Origin of the sequence: Rhodococcus sp. 05-340-2, assembly GCF_002258915.1 — a bacterium.
GTDB lineage: Bacteria > Actinomycetota > Actinomycetes > Mycobacteriales > Mycobacteriaceae > Rhodococcoides.
Map to the genome: position 1 here is coordinate 1 of NZ_NOYU01000032.1, position 13,667 is coordinate 13,667.

Sequence of the window (13,667 nt, forward strand, 5' to 3'; positions counted from 1 at the left end):
GCACGGGCTGGAATACCACCGACAGCACTGTCGTTGTAGGACTCGACGGCGTTCGATCCCAATGCCCCGGGTACCAACCATCAGCCGCTACGAGCGGCCGCCTGCCGAGAGGCGCACTGGCGAACACCGTCACCCAACATCGACCAGGGCCACGCATCACGGATGCGTGGCCCTGTCTCGTTCGAGACGGCCCGTCGACGCGGCCATCGCCGCGCCTCCGAACCTTCTCGGCCAGTCATTCGAGTGAATGACTGTTGCCGGAACCGCCGCGCCACCCCGTGCGTCCAATCAGACATGGACGACGACGAGCGTGCAGCCATCCGATCGGAAGGCCACGACCCCGACCACCCGGCCGTCTCTCACGCCCTCGACCAGGTCAAACACGTCCTCCACCGGTACCGACATCTCGCCTGGACCTTCACCAAGGATGACCTCGACGGTGTCTCCGTTCCCCGCCGAACGAGCTGACCAGCACGTTCGACAGTCGAACATTCGTTCGACTATTCTGGCGGTAGTTCCTACCGGCACGGCGAAAGGTCGATCCACATGGCCACCGTCGACGCCATCCCCGACCTCACCGGACTCGACAAAGCCACCCAACTCGACGTCCTACGCAGACGGATGGCCACCGTCCCCGGCGGCCGCCGCGACCACGCACCCACCGACCTCCCCACCATCACCGCACCCGAACCAGCGGCACCCACCGCAGGTAGTACGAACCTCGCGGGCGAGGCCGACGACTCGGAACCGCTCAGTGCGGCTGTACGCGGCAAAACCCTGCGGACCATGCCCGTGCCCCCACCACTCGCGGCGCTGCTCCCACGGCGAGCCCTGGCCCGCGGAACCGCCGTCACCGTCACCGGCGCCGGGTCCATGCTCATCGCCCTCGTCGCCGAAGCATCCGCAGCCGGCCACCACGTCGCCCTCATCGGCCAACCACGCCTGAGCCTGCTCGCCGTCCACGAACACGGCGGGGATCTCGCAAAAGTCCACCTCGTCGATCCAGGGGCAGGGGACCCGCTCGACGCCGCCTCGATCTGTCTCGACGGGTTGGATTTGGTCGTCACCACCGTGCACGGCCGAGACGTACCACCAACGCGCGCAAGGGCTTTGCTCGCCAGGAATCGTCGACATGCCAGCATCCTGGTCCTGACGGATGGACACATGCCCGGTACCGATCTCACGATCGCCTCCACCGTCGCCGGCTACGGCGGAATCGAGCAGGGGAGAGGGCGCATCAAATCCATCACCCTCGAAACCACCGTCCACGGCCGCGGAACACCACACCGCACCGGCCGCTACACACTCACCGCCCCCAGCTTCGGCGAGACAGGGCTGCGCTGGACACCCGCACCCGCCGCCGACCTCACCGTCCACCGGCCCGTCGCCGTCGCGCAATGACCACCGACGACGAGGCCGGCATCTTCGATGCCTGGCCCACCACCTTCGAGCCACCCACCCGGCGCATCGTGGACCCGCCAAAATCGGTGAACGTGAATATCGCGCTTGCGATCGGACGATCCGGAGTCGGGCGATTCCGCGACACCACGGCGTTGAAAGTGAGGGCTGAGGGCTTGGCCATGGACACCATTGTCGAAGGGACCTTGTTCGCGTGGGCCCGGACCAGTGTGGGGGATTGGCTTGCGAGCGTGTCGTTTTCGATACCCACGGGCAACAAGAAGGGGCGGCTCGACCTCGATCGGCAGTGGGTTCCCGCCGATGCGGTCACGCCGATCGCTTAACCGGTCCGGTATTGCGGTACACACTGTGTACCGGCATACTGGGCGCATGACATCCACCAACGACGTCGACGCACTCACCGAACAACGCCAACGCTCCCGCTTCTTCGTTCAGCACCTCACATTCCTCGCCGACAACTACGTCGACCAGGCGCTGGTCAAAGCCGCACTCCTGAACGGCCTCAGTCAATCCGAGACCGCGAAAGCGCTCGGCATGAGCAAGAAGACCGTCAACACGCACTCCCGACGCCCCTGGGTGCCGACCGCAGCCGGGAAAGGGATCGACCTGCCCGACGCCAGGCCGTTCTACCGCTACATCTTCGGATCCGACGACGCTGCAGCCGCAGCCTTCGCCGCCTGCAAACGATACGATCGCGAACGTCTCCACATCGAATCATTCTGAGGCGCAGCGCAATCCGTATCGTTCATCGGCAAACCCGACCTCGACACAGCCGCGCAATGGTTCGCCGACGTCCGAGCCCAGCTCTAGCCGCAACTGCTACTCGTCCGCCGAATCGGCTTCACGCTTGAGGGCCCGCTTCGCCGCCGCCAGCCCGCGCGCCCGCAGATATGCACTCAACGGCACACCCTCCGCCGCCGCCGCACGAGTGACGTCGCTGTGTTCGGAATCGGTAAACCGCACCGGCACAACCCGATCCCGAAGCGGCTCCACCGACTTCGGCCTACCACGCTGACCCATGCACGCCATATTACCCGACTACGATAAATGGTTGTCACGAACTATTTATTCGACTACAGTAAATGGCGTACAGAGTCGGAGATCGGCTGCAGTAGGCAATGATTCGGGGAACTCATGCAAAGCAATTACGACGCCACGTCGAGCGATCAGTTCGTCGTCGTCCTCTCGTACGCCCTCTGGGGATGCACCATCGTCGGTCTCCTCGCCATGATCTACGGCTCGGTCAAGGTCTTCTGGCCCGGTCACTCAGGTGGTGGTACCAGGGAGGGCCTATCGATTTGCGGGGGAGGGCTCGTCGTCGCTGTCGTCGCTGTCGCTGCTGGAGCAGTCCGTGCGGTCCTCCCGGCGGTGTCCACCGAGGAGGCGACGGACGTACCTGCCGCCGACCCGCCCACGATTCCCGACTCCCCGACACCGCCCGTGGTCGATGCCGCACCCGACGCTCCGACGGACTGGACGCCCCTGGTCTGGATCTTCGCCGCAGTGCTCGCCCTCTCACTGGCCACGTACCTCATCACCCGCACCCACAGTCACCTCACAGACCGCCGCAACGCCAAGAAAGCACTCGACGCCGACTACGCCGCCGCCCACGCCGTCTACAGCGAGGTCGCGGACGCCTACGCCGTCTATCTGGCCGACCCGTACTCCATTTTCGTCAGGCCGCTGCTCGACGACCTCACCGAGCCCCGCACCGCAGCGTTCATCGACGCCTTCGCCGCAATGAACGATGTTCGGCCCGACCAGTGCCCCGACACCCCAGAGCGCGTGCAGGCCTTCGCCAGCGCAGCACAGAAAGCACGTACCGCCTGGCGCAGCGCCGACGGCTACGCCCGCACCATCGGAATGCGCGTGACCAGCGTCGATGATCAACGCACCGTGCGGCGGATCCACAGCGCCCTGGAGCTCGCCCTCGACGACGCGGCCACCGGAGAGGAGCGACAGACTGCCCTCGATACCGTCGAGCGACTCGCGGCCGGCATCGTCACCATCCCCGACCGCATCTACGACAACGTCAAGATCGCCATAGAAACCACCACACGCAAACAACTCACCAGCTGACCCCAACCCGGCCCCGGTGGCGGTCGACACCCAGCAGTATGTCGGCACCACCTGGCAACATGACCCACCAACGACACAACAACGGACACAACTGTCGATCACGACAGAACTCGATTCACACCATGCAAGGGGGGTCAGACCACATGCTCACCACCGCCGGACTAGCGGTCGTCTTCGCCGCAGCAGTCGCCACTCTCGCTCTTCGTACCAAAGGGAAGACCAAACTGGCGAACTGGGCATTCCTGCTCATGATCGTCGGCAACATCATCACCATCGCAGGTCTGTGGACCCAGCTCGACGACCCACACAACATCGTGCACTGGATCATCAAAATCGGCGGCACCGCAGCAGTGGCCATCATCGCCGCCGCAGGCGTCTACGCGGTGTGCCTCACCGGCCCCGCCGCCTTGCTCGGCCCACAACGCAACAGCGCCGCCGATCGGACCTCAGGAGAAGGACAGTGAACGTTCAGACCTCGCCTACCGAACTGACAGATCTGTTCAGCACCGCCGAACTGATCTTCGGCGCAGGTGCCCTGGCACTGTTCATGGGCTTCGCGATGATTCTCACCGGACGAAACAGTGCCGCAGTGGCAGGAGCCGCCGCCGCAGCGACCGGAATCGTAACCATCGCAGTCGGTATGACCTGGTCCGTCGTCGGCTCCTTCGACGACATCATCAACATATTCTTCGGTGGTGACCCGGCCCCCGAGTTTCCGGTGCTCGGTTTCGTCTCCGCCATCCTCCTTGGTGCCCTCGTATTCGCGGTCTGCGGAGTCGTAGTGCTCACCGCTATCGCCGTCTCCGTATCGGTCGTTCGACGCCGCATCCACGGAGACGAGCTCGTCACAGCCATGAGTGGAGAACGCCCGTGAACCTCGTCAGCACCACAGCCTTCATCGTGTTCGTGGTATTCGTCACCGGGGCCTACGCCATCAGCACCCGCTACATACGCACGCCGTCACGAACCGCACTGCACGCCACCGCACTCGCCCTCATCGGCCTCGCCGTCATCGCGTTCAGCGTCTTCGCCCTCACCTACCCCGACGTCGCCTTCGAATGGCAAGCCGCCCTCATCGCAGGCTCCATCCTGTTCGGCTACCTGACCGGACGGCAGCTCAACAGCACCCGCGCCGAGTACCAGGAACGCCAGCAACACAGCTTCACTCAAGCCACCCTCGACGACGACAGGGGCAACCGATGAACCTGCTCAATACCAAGAACACCCACGCCGCTAGAGCCGAGATGGAACGACTCAACCTCGACCTCCTCGCCAACTACACCAAAGAGGGAGCAGGTCTGTACCTCAGCGCGGCCCGCGCCTGTCGCACACAACGCGCAATACAGCTCAAACGACTACTCCATTTCAACCTCGCCCTCTCGTTCATTGCCATCATCACCAACACCGTCAACAACATCGTCGGCGGTGAACCGTCGACCATTCTGTGGATCGCCTCCTGCGCAACTGTTCTCGGTGTTCTCTACAGCGGCTACAACCTGTGGCGCAACGCAACTCACGACGAATTCGTCGACACCATCGGTGCCCAAGAAACTGTCGTCGACGCACACGAACTCCACCACAACCGCCAACGGAACACCTGACCCGCCACCCACACCACAGCGAGGGACCGACATGTCACCAGCAATGCGCTACACAATCATCAAAAACAAAGACGCCATCGCACGAAAAGCCGCCCGCCACTACAACATCAAGACCGCCGCCGCACTGACTGTCGTCCTCGCCCTCGGAATCGGACCCCTCGGCCCAACCATCGGCCACTGGCTCCTACGAACCGTCGAACACACCGACCCCGCCAACCCAGTCGCCGCAGTCCTGACATTCGCCCTCGGCATCCTCAGCCTCCTCTTTACCGTCGCCCTACTCCTCGCGCGACTCGCAACCATCTTCATCATCACGCCCGCCCTCGCGGCAGCATTCGCCGTATACACATACGACCGATTCGCCAAAGCAACCGGGCGCTGGCCCTACGACATACCACCCCTCGGAGTCGAAACACTCCGCACCAAACACGGCAACGACACCCCCATCGAATACGACCCCCACACCGGCACCAGCACCGCCTACCAACCCAACGGCCAAGTACTGCAACAAATCCAACACGACACCGACAAAAACCACCCATACCGACACTGACACCGACCACGCCACACTCCGGCCCACGATTGGTGATCGAGCATGAACCGCACAGGACCGACAACGACCACAATCGACTGGTACCAACTGGACTGCCTCATCTGCAGAGACCTCCGCAAACTCCAAGACCACCTCGAACGCGGTCTCGACAGCAGATTCCCCATCTCACCCGATGCACAACACCGCATAGTCGACGGCAAAGTCCAAATCCAGAACTGGCTGGCCGCTCTACAACACCTACGCAACGACGCCGCGCGAAACACCACACCCGAACTCATCCAAGAATGGGTGCAATTGCGACAGCAGATGGTCATGAGAGGCCCCTTCGGTATCCGCTCCTCCCTGGTCCAACACCGCAGGCGACACTACGAACTCGACCACTGACAACCACGAGCTACCGCGACACCCAGCGTCGTCACCCTCCGTCGCTGCCGCACAATCACCAACCAGCCGTACCCCACTACCGCGCCGCCGTAGAGCACCAGCTCCGGCGGCGCTTCGCGTTCCACCACCCGGGGCCGGCCACGTACACAAGCAGGCCCTAGCGGGCCACACGCACCCCTACGGGCTGCCCCGAACCGAACTCCGCTTCGCTCCGCACTCAAAAGAGCGAAAAGAATCAATTTCTTTCGACGTAGGTGGCTTCTCCGAGCATCCATCACCCGTGCCCGCCGGCTCAACCCCTCGCTCCGCTGCGCTACGGCCAAGGCTCCGAACACTTTTCGTCCCGTAGTCGCTGCGCTCCCACGAAAACTGTCCGGCCGAAGGGTTGCCCCGTCGTTCCCGTGCGCTGGTTTCTCTCCCCAGCCACCACGGCGAAAGAAATTGGCAGGGCGAAGGTCCGGCCACCAGTCGAGAGGGAAGAGGCACGTCATGCACGAGGACCACACCACAGCAAGCGACGACAACACCGACACCACCCGGCTCTACGCAGGCGCGCTCTGCGACTGCCGCGACTACAACTGCCCCGCAGGTGCCATCCCCGACCTCCCGTGCATCAACGAAGACACACGCGGCGCTCCCGACAGCTCGCCATGCGAAGACCACGACTGCCCCACCTGCTACGAGCACACCATCGACTGGTTCGACGTAACCGTCACCGGCCCGCCGTCCATCACCGAAAGAATCCGCCGCTTCCTGCGCAACCTCACCCGCACACGGTGAGACCCCGCACCAGCCAGCAACAGGAAAGGACCGTCATGCGAGCACAACACCCCACCACCGCCGACGAAATCGACATCATCGTCCACCGCAACGGCAGCCGGAAAGTTCGCCGCACCGTCAAACGCGCCAGCGCACGACGCGACCGCCGCACCGCACGGCGCGAACTGCGCCACTGAAAACCGCTCCACCCCAACTCAACCCGCACACACACTGAAAGGCATCACCATGACTCAACGTCGTATGTCCCTCGCCACCGCCGCCGACACCCTCGCCGCCATCCCCGCCCTGCTCGGTTACACCCCCGACAACTCCGTCATCGCCATCACCCTGGCCGACAACGGCAACGGCTCGCACGAGGTCGTCACCGCCGCCCGTATCGACGCCGTCCAGGCCGAGGCCGGAGCCGACAACGTCGCGACCCCACTGTCCCGGCACACCGTCCACGGACGACCGGTCACCGCCGTGATCCTCGCCGCGATCGCAGACACCGCCCATGCAGGCGCTGCCCTGATCGGGCTCGACGCGATCCGCGACGCGTTCACTGCACGCGGAATCCGCACGATCCGCGCCCTGCACACCTACAGTCTCACCGCAGGAACGACGTTCACCGACCTCGACCGCTTCACCGACGGCGTCCTTCCCGACCCTGCCACCACGGCGCTTGCGGCAGCTCTCACCGCACGCGGAGCGGTCATCGCCGCATCACGCGCCGACCTCGAGGCCCGATACGCCCCCACCGCCGAGATTCCCGAATCCCTCGCACTCGCCGCCGCTGCCACGATGGGTGCCGATTTTCTGCCCGTCACGTTCGACGAGCTCGCAGCCGTCATCCATGCCCGCGAAATCCCCAGCGTCGACCTCACCGCCCGCGTCGGCCTCGCACTGGCCACCGGGCACACCGAAGTCCGAGACGCCTTCATGGCCCTGCACGTCCACGGTGACCACGACGCCGCCGACGCGTTCACCCGCATCGCCGCCCCGCTACGTGGCACCGCCCGTGCGAACGCCCTCACCATCGCCGCCTACTTCCTGTACTGCACCGGCGACGGCGCGGCAGCGCACGCAGCCCTCGAGGCCGCCGAGCGGACCGCTCACCGCGCCGACCTCACCCTGCCGAAACTGGCGGTCCTGCTCTCGGCAGCTCTCGCTGCCGGAATGGAGCCGACCGAGGTCCGAGGGCTCGGCGAAGTCATCACCCCCGACTACGTCGCGGCCCACATCGGCAGAGTGCAGAGCTACACCTGACGCCGCTGCTGAGCGTGGCCACCGGTTCGAGGTGGCCACGCTCGGCAATCGCAGGTCGCGGGCGCGGGGCCGGTGCATCGGGCATCGAGCCCTCACACCGACAGGCGCGCCCAGCAGCGTCCTGCCTGCGCGGAGCGGGCGGCCGTCGGATCAGGGGGAGGCCGAGATCGGAACTGCGCTCAGAGGGATGTCGGATCGGCCGGCCACACCATGTCGACGTCGGCGGCGGTGGGTCTGGTGTCCTCGACCGGCACACCGGCCACGATCGCATCGAGCGCTAACTCCGACGGCGGTGGGGACGCGTTCACTACAGCTCTGGACAAGGCATGTTCGATTCGCGAGCGCTCCATACCCCAGCACCCTACCGACCAGCACGAACACAACTGCGGCTACGAGCTCGGCGCTGACGACGACAAGGGAGGGTTCTTTTCGGTCCGTCTGGCTGCGCAACGAGAATGCATCACCCGTCGTCTCCCGGATCAACCCCTGACTCCGCTCACGCTCCGGCCCATCGGGCCCAGCACGACTGTTCGCCCGACCCGTAGTCGCTGAGCTCCCCGGCGAACACTCGCACCGGTCAGGCATTGACCGTCGACACCGTGCGCCGCCGTCTCTTTTCCGCGCCAGCCGGAAGCGAAAAGAACGCAGTAACAGAAGAGGCAGGGAAGGTGCCCTATAACTGTATTTCAATTACCCTGACGAGTAAGCGGTACTGTCAGAGTGAGCAATGAAACTGCAAGTGCAGCAACATGAATGGATGATATTGAAGACTATTAACCCTGGTGTATGCGCCGCTATTGACGTAGAATGGAAGTCAACGCAAGCAATTCCGAAAAGGAGAAAGCTATGTCGATCACTGTGTACACGAAACCCAATTGCGGGCAATGCGACGCAACGAAACGACGACTCGACAAACATGGTCTCGTATACCGGACCGTCGATATCACGCAAGACGACACCGCTCGCCACTTCGTGAGTTGCGAACTCGGCTACCTCCAGGCCCCCGTCGTGTATGTCGACGAGGACACCCACTGGAGCGGATTCCGGATCGACGCCCTAGACGAGCTCGCCGCCGCCTGAAACCCACAAACCCACAAACACAGAAGAGGCCCCACCATGCGACTCGTACCCGCCTACACCCCAGACCCCGACTACATCGACCGCCAGATCGACGCCGAGCTCACCGCAGAACACCCCACATCACGCCAGACCGACAGTGAGCACCCCGAGATCGACAAAGCCGCATCCTGACCACCGACGCGATGCATCACAGCCGGTAGCACCTCCCGCCGGTGCGACGTCCGACCCGACACGAACACGAGGCCCACGATGAACGCACTACGCGCAGTCCCCACACCCGGCGACGACCCGGCAGCGCAGGCACGCGCGGACCTCGCACCCGTCGAGGACCTCGACACAGCCGTCGAACCCGGATACGACCCGGCCACCGACCCCGAAGCGATGCTCCTGTGCGCCCTGATGGACGTGCGTAACCAGTCCACGGACGGTGGGGACGTCGAGCGGATCACCAGCACGCTCACCGCGGCGGACTTCGAGGATCCCGCGCACGCACGCATGTACGGGCACATCGTCGACCTCATCGCCGCCGGCCAACCCCACGACTTCGCCTCCGTCACCGGTGCACTCATCCGATCCGGAGCTGATGGCGCGAAAGACGCTCCGCTACGCAAACGCCTCATGGGTATCGTCACCGCCGGCGCGCACTCCGTCGCGGCCGTGCACTACGCCGACAACGTCCTGTCCCAGTCCTACCGCCGCAGCTTCCACATTGCCGGCCAACGACTCACGCAGGCAGCCGAGCAAGGGCCCGAGGACGAATTGTTTGACTACATGGTCGAACTCGGCACCCGGCAGCGCGCAGCGTTCAACCGGCTCAACGCTTTTCGGCAACCACAGAACTGACCGTCACCATCCCGGCGGCACATCCACTTATTCTCGGTGCCGACAGCGCACCACAACGGACGGAGACCGGCCATGCCCGCATCCTCACCAGCAGATCGCGTCAATGTCCGGGCAGGCTTGATCGCCCTGGTGCTGCTCGTGATCGCAGTCGTGCCACTGGCATTCGCCGACGTCGAATCGACGTTCTACCGAGTATGGCTACTCGTCAGCGTCGTCATCGCGCTGGCCGTGATGTACCTGCGTCAACGCCGCCGCCGATAGCCGTAACCGTTGCTCGGCAGTCGGAACACGCGCGGAGCCCGCAGGGCAGCGCCTCGAGTCAGTAGATTTTGTAGTACACAAAGCGGTAGTTTTGTAGTACAATACTTGTATGGCGATCGAATGGACCGACAGTGCCGACAAGCACGGTATCGACCACGCCGACGCGCTCCATGCGATCGAGAACGCGTACTACGTCGAGCGGGAGTTCGACGAGCCGCGCGTGCCGGGACATGCGAAACCGTGGCTGTTCATCGGTCCACCTCGCACACTGGGGGGAGCATTGTTGGAGGTGATGGTCGAGGTGATCCCACCACGAGGAATGGTCGTCTTCCACGTCATGGAAGCCCGACCCAAACACCTCGACCGCATGACCGACTGACACCACACGATCGACGTTCCAGCGGCACAACCGCACAACTCCACTACAGAGGTGAACATCATGACCGAACGCACTGACCACCAGGCCCTGTCCGAGTGGGCCGAGAACGAGATGACCCTGCCCACGCACTCGACCACCGCTCTGCGCGGTGCCGACGCGGCAGCAGCAGGGCGGGCACTGCTCGAACGCGCCGGAGGCGGGCGGCCGCCGTTGGACCCGAACGCCCAACCCGGCGAAGAGTCCCCCCGCCGCCAGGTCCGGCTCCCGAAACCACTGAGCGACAGTGTCGACGCCATCGCCGAACGGCAGGGCCGCAGGCCCGCCGACGTAATGCGCGAGGCCATCGCTGCCTACGCCGCCAGCCACAGTTCCCCCGCGTGAGCATGACCGCCGTGGACGCCGCTGTGCTCGGTGCCGGACTGCCCGCGCACGTACGGGAGCAGATCGCTGCTGTCGTCGACGCGGCCGGCGACCTCGAGCACGTCCCGCCCGGTAGCGGCGCGATGACGGTGCAGGTGTGCTCGGCATCGGCAACGTCGTACGACGCCGCGACGTGGAGCACCCTGGGCACCTACCAGGCCGCCGACGCAGCAGTCCTGGCCGAACGTCTGCTCGACGCTCTCGGGGACAGCGCGAACATCGGCACCGACCTCGGCGTCCTCATCGTCACCCACACCCATACCGACAGCCTGGAGGCACCGGCCATGACCGCACCCACCGCACACGGAATCGGCGGAACCCCCGCCCCGGCCGCGCCGCTGCTCACCCTCGACACTGCCAAAGCCGACGTGCTCGACGACGACTTCGAGTGGCCCGAACCTGGCAGCGCGCAGGCGTTGTGGACCCCGCACTGGCTGCTGCAGGCCGCGATCAACTCCGGGGCCGTCACCTACGATCGGCGACTGTGGGGCGAGCTCGCACTGTCGGCCGAGTTCACCGCCCCGAACCGGCACGAGCTCCAATTCGTGATCACCTACGAAATCGACGGCGCACCGAACATCGTCGACGGCGACACCACCGACTACCCCGCCGACTTCAACGAGCTCTCCGACGAGGAACAGAACGCCGTCCCTTCCACGCTGGTCCCGAACCCGGAGACCGCCACGTCGTGGTTGACGTACCTCGTCGACGCCTTCAACGCCGTGCACGCGAGCACCGACAAGCTCGTCCGCGGCTGGCCCCAGCACTAGTTCCCCGGCGGACAGCAGAAAGCCCCGACCATCATGCGTGGTCGGGGCTTTCTGCTGTCTCGCGGACCGATGCAGGTGGCGTAGGTCAGTCCTGGCGGATGGTGCGTATCAGCTGTGCGAGCGCGAGCGCGGTGATCGGATCGTCGAGTGTGGGCGCGGCTGCGACGACCAACGCGAGGTCGCCCGAGTCCTGCACCGCGTCGAGCAGATCGAGCGATGCCTCGACGGCGAAGTTCGGGCCCGAGATGTCGTTGATGATCGCCAGCAGCTCGGTGAACCGCGACCCGGTCTCCACCGGAACGGCGGCGTGCAGCATCTCGAACGCGGCCACCGCTTCCGGGGAGCGCAGTTCGGCAAGGATGTCGAGCTCCACGGCGTCGAGGTCGGAGAGGGCGGGGGAGTCGGGTGTGCTCATGGTGTGGGTCCTTCGGTCGGTATGTCGCCGGTGGGCGGCGAGGTGGGAGGGACGAGAAGCAGTCGGGACACCGCGGCTTCGGTGGTCCCGAGATGCCCGGCGACGGTGGCCACGGAGTCGGTGGCCACCAACTCGGTGACCAGATCGTGTTGGATCAGGGCGGCGAGGTGGTGCTGATGGGCAAGGTAGGCGAGCAGCTCGGAGGTGAGCAGTGCAGCGCCGATCGGTCCGCCGTACTCCTGCGCCCAGTCCTCGCCCCCGCGCTCGGGGGCGTACAGCAGCGATTCCGGCGCGCAGAGAACCTTGTCGAGGATCTCCGCAGTGATCCCGCACGCCTGCAGGCGCTCGATCACACCGGGGATCTCGTCGGCCGTCCGGTGCCCGACAAGGCTGAGATACCACCCGACGTCGATCACGCCACTGCGCCCGATTCGTCGTCGAACGACCGGCGGGTATGGCTCTCCAGGACGTGGAGCTCGGCAGTGAGGCCGACTGCGCATTCGGCGTCGGTCACCGGATCGAGGGCCGCGATGTTCGCCCGTAGTTGCGTGATCCTGGTGTACCGGATGACAGCTGCGGCGTCGGTGTCGGAGAGCTCCGCCGGGTGTTCGACGACGAGCCTGCGTTGTCCGGGGACTGTTTTCACGGTCGCCTCGCTGTGGCCACCGCTGCGCATCGTGATCTCGCGGGCGAGAGCGCCGGCGAAGATGTGCGCCGAGTGAGCGGGGAAGTCGCCGGCCACCGTGTTCGAGTCCGGCAACGGATCGGGCCGGGTCGAGCGCACGGCGACGTCGATCAGGTCGGACGGGTCGACCCCGGGAAGCGGCTCGATCGGTGTGGCGGTCCAGACCCCGATCGAGGTGGTGACGTAGCCCGGCGGCGGCAGTTCCGCCGAGCGGACACCCGGTGCGTAGGCCGACATCGATGCGAGGGCGCACGCGATCTCACCGGGTGTCCCGATGAAGCAAAGGGAGTCGTCGACGGTCTGGATGAATGTCGCGGCGACGGTATCGACCTGGTGGAGGTCCGCGACGGTTTCGGCTTGGCTCACCGCGAACCGTGCCGCGGTCGAGGGCGAGTAGAAGTGGCCGCGGGTGTGTACGAACCCGGGGTCGCCGTGTTGGTCGAGGGTGGAGATCTCGACTTCGATCAGCGTACGAGTCGCGGGCGCGGCCGAGTGCGGATCTGCGGCCGGCGGGACTGATTGGGGATCTGTGGTGTCCATGTTGGATGCCTTCGAATAGGGCGAGACAGGTCAGAGGGCAGGGCCGAGAAAGACCATGCTCGGCAGGAGTGAGACGACGATCGAGAGCACAGCGCACACACCAGCAATCCACATCAGGTATCGACTGGTGCGGTCCTCCGTGGGACCACAAACGGTGCGCGAGAAGAGCAAGAGACAGAAACGAAAACCCAGGGTTGCTATTGCAACGCCGGA

General features: G+C 65.1%; 26 protein-coding genes. 21 read left to right on the forward strand and 5 right to left on the reverse strand.

The features are described 5' to 3' along the window. Window positions 1-294 precede the first annotated feature (294 nt). The 4 genes from CH271_RS28915 (at window position 295) to CH271_RS19605 (ending at window position 2,142) form a co-directional block, all read left to right on the forward strand. Window positions 295-468, forward strand: a complete 174-nt coding sequence (locus tag CH271_RS28915; protein ID WP_176457430.1) for a hypothetical protein — start codon at window positions 295-297, stop codon at window positions 466-468. 78 nt (window positions 469-546) lie between these two features. Next, the gene (locus CH271_RS19595) at window positions 547-1,401 is read left to right on the forward strand and encodes a hypothetical protein (protein WP_094618302.1); all 855 of its coding nucleotides are present in this window, start codon (window positions 547-549) and stop codon (window positions 1,399-1,401) included. Continuing rightward, window positions 1,398-1,742 carry a hypothetical protein gene (locus tag CH271_RS19600; protein ID WP_094618303.1) on the forward strand — a complete coding sequence of 115 codons (345 nt, stop codon included), beginning with the start codon at window positions 1,398-1,400 and terminating at the stop codon, window positions 1,740-1,742. The genes CH271_RS19595 and CH271_RS19600 overlap by 4 nt, the downstream gene beginning before the upstream one ends. A gap of 46 nt (window positions 1,743-1,788) precedes the next feature. Next, window positions 1,789-2,142, forward strand: coding sequence for a hypothetical protein (locus tag CH271_RS19605; RefSeq protein ID WP_094618304.1), 354 nt, complete (start codon window positions 1,789-1,791; stop codon window positions 2,140-2,142). Window positions 2,143-2,238: 96 nt separating this feature from the next. Here the strand turns inward: CH271_RS19605 and CH271_RS19610 are convergent, their stop codons facing one another. Next, window positions 2,239-2,439: a plasmid mobilization protein gene (locus CH271_RS19610; RefSeq protein ID WP_094618305.1), complete on the reverse strand. Its 201-nt coding sequence runs from the start codon at window positions 2,437-2,439 to the stop codon at window positions 2,239-2,241. Window positions 2,440-2,553: 114 nt separating this feature from the next. On the opposite strand from CH271_RS19610, the gene CH271_RS19615 reads away from it, so the two are divergent. The 10 genes from CH271_RS19615 (at window position 2,554) to CH271_RS19655 (ending at window position 8,061) form a co-directional block, all read left to right on the forward strand. Then, window positions 2,554-3,498: a hypothetical protein gene (locus CH271_RS19615; protein WP_094618306.1), complete on the forward strand. Its 945-nt coding sequence runs from the start codon at window positions 2,554-2,556 to the stop codon at window positions 3,496-3,498. A 143-nt stretch (window positions 3,499-3,641) separates the two neighbouring features. Continuing rightward, the gene (locus tag CH271_RS19620) at window positions 3,642-3,962 is read left to right on the forward strand and encodes a hypothetical protein (RefSeq protein WP_094618307.1); all 321 of its coding nucleotides are present in this window, start codon (window positions 3,642-3,644) and stop codon (window positions 3,960-3,962) included. After that, the gene (locus CH271_RS19625) at window positions 3,959-4,372 is read left to right on the forward strand and encodes a hypothetical protein (protein ID WP_094618308.1); all 414 of its coding nucleotides are present in this window, start codon (window positions 3,959-3,961) and stop codon (window positions 4,370-4,372) included. The genes CH271_RS19620 and CH271_RS19625 overlap by 4 nt, the downstream gene beginning before the upstream one ends. Next, a complete protein-coding gene (locus CH271_RS19630; RefSeq protein WP_094618309.1) occupies window positions 4,369-4,701 on the forward strand; it encodes a hypothetical protein in 333 nt (110 codons plus the stop codon). The genes CH271_RS19625 and CH271_RS19630 overlap by 4 nt, the downstream gene beginning before the upstream one ends. Beyond that, on the forward strand, window positions 4,698-5,099 hold the full coding sequence (locus CH271_RS19635; protein ID WP_094618310.1) for a hypothetical protein: 402 nt from the start codon (window positions 4,698-4,700) through the stop codon (window positions 5,097-5,099). The genes CH271_RS19630 and CH271_RS19635 overlap by 4 nt, the downstream gene beginning before the upstream one ends. A 31-nt stretch (window positions 5,100-5,130) precedes the next feature. Beyond that, on the forward strand, window positions 5,131-5,652 hold the full coding sequence (locus CH271_RS19640; protein ID WP_141216019.1) for a cytochrome d ubiquinol oxidase subunit II: 522 nt from the start codon (window positions 5,131-5,133) through the stop codon (window positions 5,650-5,652). Between the two features lie 42 nt (window positions 5,653-5,694). After that, window positions 5,695-6,036 (forward strand): hypothetical protein, encoded by a 342-nt coding sequence (locus CH271_RS19645; RefSeq protein WP_094618312.1) that lies wholly within the window; start codon window positions 5,695-5,697, stop codon window positions 6,034-6,036. A 489-nt stretch (window positions 6,037-6,525) separates the two neighbouring features. After that, the gene (locus tag CH271_RS19650) at window positions 6,526-6,816 is read left to right on the forward strand and encodes a hypothetical protein (protein ID WP_094618313.1); all 291 of its coding nucleotides are present in this window, start codon (window positions 6,526-6,528) and stop codon (window positions 6,814-6,816) included. A gap of 35 nt (window positions 6,817-6,851) precedes the next feature. After that, entirely contained in the window at window positions 6,852-6,992 is a 141-nt protein-coding gene (locus tag CH271_RS28920; protein WP_155289314.1) for a hypothetical protein, read from the forward strand. A gap of 49 nt (window positions 6,993-7,041) precedes the next feature. Further along, the gene (locus CH271_RS19655; RefSeq protein WP_094618314.1) at window positions 7,042-8,061 is read left to right on the forward strand and encodes a DUF4192 family protein; all 1,020 of its coding nucleotides are present in this window, start codon (window positions 7,042-7,044) and stop codon (window positions 8,059-8,061) included. Window positions 8,062-8,240: 179 nt separating this feature from the next. Here CH271_RS19655 and CH271_RS28925 read toward each other — a convergent pair whose 3' ends face one another. Then, a complete protein-coding gene (locus CH271_RS28925) occupies window positions 8,241-8,411 on the reverse strand; it encodes a hypothetical protein (protein ID WP_176457431.1) in 171 nt (56 codons plus the stop codon). A 496-nt stretch (window positions 8,412-8,907) separates the two neighbouring features. Between CH271_RS28925 and CH271_RS19660 the strand changes: the two genes are divergently transcribed. From CH271_RS19660 to CH271_RS19685, 7 genes are all read left to right on the forward strand, one after another. Beyond that, window positions 8,908-9,141, forward strand: a complete 234-nt coding sequence (locus tag CH271_RS19660; RefSeq protein ID WP_094618315.1) for a glutaredoxin domain-containing protein — start codon at window positions 8,908-8,910, stop codon at window positions 9,139-9,141. Window positions 9,142-9,177: 36 nt separating this feature from the next. Then, window positions 9,178-9,312, forward strand: coding sequence for a hypothetical protein (locus CH271_RS29340; protein WP_254925549.1), 135 nt, complete (start codon window positions 9,178-9,180; stop codon window positions 9,310-9,312). 78 nt (window positions 9,313-9,390) lie between these two features. Beyond that, the gene (locus CH271_RS19665) at window positions 9,391-9,984 is read left to right on the forward strand and encodes a DnaB-like helicase N-terminal domain-containing protein (RefSeq protein ID WP_094618316.1); all 594 of its coding nucleotides are present in this window, start codon (window positions 9,391-9,393) and stop codon (window positions 9,982-9,984) included. A 72-nt stretch (window positions 9,985-10,056) separates the two neighbouring features. Further along, complete coding sequence (locus CH271_RS19670) at window positions 10,057-10,245, forward strand: hypothetical protein (RefSeq protein WP_094618317.1); 189 nt, start codon at window positions 10,057-10,059, stop codon at window positions 10,243-10,245. A gap of 109 nt (window positions 10,246-10,354) precedes the next feature. Next, window positions 10,355-10,624, forward strand: a complete 270-nt coding sequence (locus CH271_RS19675) for a hypothetical protein (protein ID WP_094618318.1) — start codon at window positions 10,355-10,357, stop codon at window positions 10,622-10,624. Between the two features lie 60 nt (window positions 10,625-10,684). After that, window positions 10,685-11,005, forward strand: coding sequence for a ribbon-helix-helix domain-containing protein (locus tag CH271_RS19680; protein WP_254925550.1), 321 nt, complete (start codon window positions 10,685-10,687; stop codon window positions 11,003-11,005). A 2-nt stretch (window positions 11,006-11,007) separates the two neighbouring features. Continuing rightward, on the forward strand, window positions 11,008-11,814 hold the full coding sequence (locus tag CH271_RS19685; RefSeq protein ID WP_094618333.1) for a hypothetical protein: 807 nt from the start codon (window positions 11,008-11,010) through the stop codon (window positions 11,812-11,814). Window positions 11,815-11,899: 85 nt separating this feature from the next. On the opposite strand, the gene CH271_RS19690 is transcribed toward CH271_RS19685, so the two are convergent. From CH271_RS19690 to CH271_RS19700, 3 genes are read right to left on the reverse strand one after another with little or no spacing between them, the layout of a single operon-like run. Beyond that, complete coding sequence (locus CH271_RS19690; RefSeq protein ID WP_094618320.1) at window positions 11,900-12,229, reverse strand: hypothetical protein; 330 nt, start codon at window positions 12,227-12,229, stop codon at window positions 11,900-11,902. Then, on the reverse strand, window positions 12,226-12,645 hold the full coding sequence (locus tag CH271_RS19695; RefSeq protein ID WP_094618321.1) for a hypothetical protein: 420 nt from the start codon (window positions 12,643-12,645) through the stop codon (window positions 12,226-12,228). Before CH271_RS19695 ends, CH271_RS19690 begins: the two co-directional genes overlap by 4 nt. Beyond that, window positions 12,642-13,454: a methyltransferase gene (locus CH271_RS19700; protein ID WP_094618322.1), complete on the reverse strand. Its 813-nt coding sequence runs from the start codon at window positions 13,452-13,454 to the stop codon at window positions 12,642-12,644. The genes CH271_RS19695 and CH271_RS19700 overlap by 4 nt, the downstream gene beginning before the upstream one ends. Between the last annotated feature and the right edge of the window lie 213 nt (window positions 13,455-13,667).